The 1,699-nt window shown below is 73.8% G+C and carries 2 protein-coding genes; one reads left to right on the top strand and one right to left on the bottom strand.

The window, feature by feature from the left end; all coding sequences use genetic code 11:
• Window positions 1–1,355: DNA mismatch repair protein MutS (gene mutS / locus VB739_RS16645; RefSeq protein ID WP_323358128.1), on the top strand; the 1,355-nt coding region annotated here is incomplete at its 5' end.
• On the opposite strand, the gene VB739_RS16640 is transcribed toward mutS, so the two are convergent.
• The coding region (locus VB739_RS16640) for a precorrin-8X methylmutase (protein ID WP_323358127.1) at window positions 1,331–1,699 on the bottom strand (369 nt) is incomplete at its 5' end. The genes mutS and VB739_RS16640 overlap by 25 nt on opposite strands.

Raw genomic sequence — 1,699 nt, 5'->3', positions numbered from 1 at the left:
TGGTGGCCCTGGCCGATGGCCTCGAGCGCCTGCCCCGCCTGGCGGCCCTGGTGGCCCCCTGCCGCAGCGGCCCCCTGGCGGCCCTCAAGGGTCCCTGGCCCGAGCTGGCCGCCCTGGCCGAGCAGGTGCGCCACCACCTGGTGGAGATGCCGCCCCTGTCCCTCAGCGAGGGGGGGCTGCTCCATGACGGCGTCGATCCGGTGCTCGACGGCCTGCGCAACCAGCTCGACGACCAGGAGGCCTGGCTCTCCCGCCAGGAGGCGATCGAACGGCGGGCCAGCGGCAACCCCAACCTGCGCCTGCAGTACCACCGCAGCTTCGGCTACTTCCTGGCCGTGAGCCGGGCCAGGGCCGCCGCCGTTCCGGAGCACTGGATCCGCCGCCAGACCCTGGCCAACGAGGAACGCTTCGTCACCCCCGAGCTCAAGGGCCGCGAGGGGCGGATCTTGCAGCTGCGGGCCCGGGCCTGCCAGCGGGAGTACGACCTCTTCTGCGACCTGCGCCGGCGGGTGGGCGAAGCGGCCGGGCCCGTGCGGGCAGCCGCCCGGCGGGTGGCGGAACTCGATGCCCTGGCCTCTCTGGCGGAGGTGGCGGCCACCTCTGGCTACTGCCGGCCCGAGCTCAGCGAGGGACGCGAGCTGGAGATCGAGGCGGGGCGCCATCCGGTGGTGGAGCAGCTGCTGGTCGACGCGTCCTTCACCCCGAACGACCTGCAGCTGGGCGAGCCGGCACCGGATCTGATCGTGCTCACCGGGCCGAATGCCAGCGGCAAGAGCTGCTATCTGCGCCAGAGCGGCCTGCTGCAGCTGATGGCCCAGATCGGCAGCTGGATCCCGGCCCGCTCCGCCCGCCTCGGCATCGCCGACCGCATCTTCACCCGGGTGGGGGCCGTCGACGACCTGGCCAGCGGCCAGTCCACCTTCATGGTCGAGATGGCCGAAACGGCCAACATCCTTCACCACGCCAGCCCCCGCTCCCTGGTGCTGCTCGATGAGATCGGCCGGGGCACGGCCACCTTCGATGGCCTCTCGATCGCCTGGGCCGTCGCCGAGCACCTGGCCGACGGCATCGGCGCCCGCACCATCTTCGCCACCCACTACCACGAGCTCAACGAGCTCGCCGAGCTGCTGCCCAACGTGGGCAACGCCCAGGTGCTGGTGGAAGAGACCGGCAACGACCTGGTCTTCCTGCACCGGGTCTGCCGGGGGGGCGCCAGCCGCAGCTACGGCATCGAGGCGGCCCGGCTGGCGGGGGTTCCCGCCTCGGTGGTGTTGCGGGCCCGCCAGGTGCTGGGCCGCATCGAGGCCAACAGCCATGTGGCGGTGGGCCTTCAGGGGGGATCGAGAGCCGCCTGATCCCGGGCCGCCTGATCCAGCCAGGCCCGGCGCAGCAGGGCATTGGCGGCGGCACCCACCAGGCCGGCGCCGCCCTTGCTGCCCTCCAGGCGGATCTGGGGGAGGGCGCTGACGGCGAGATGGCGCTTGCTCTCGGCCACCCCCACGAACCCCACCGGCATGCCGATCACCAGGGCCGGAGCGGCGACGGCTCCGGCCTCGACCAGCTCCAGCAGCCGTTCCAGGGCCGTGGGGGCACTGCCCACCAGCACCACCGCGCCCAGGTGCTCCACCAGGGCCCGCTCCATGCCGGCCGCCGCCCGGGTGCCGCCGGCGGGAGCCACAGCCGGCGCCCAGGCCAGCAC

It is taken from the genome of Cyanobium gracile UHCC 0281, from assembly GCF_034931305.1.
Taxonomy (GTDB): Bacteria; Cyanobacteriota; Cyanobacteriia; order PCC-6307; family Cyanobiaceae; genus Cyanobium; species Cyanobium gracile_A.
The sequence above is the reverse complement of the archived record's forward strand: the minus strand, read 5'-3'. Positions and strand labels throughout refer to the sequence as shown.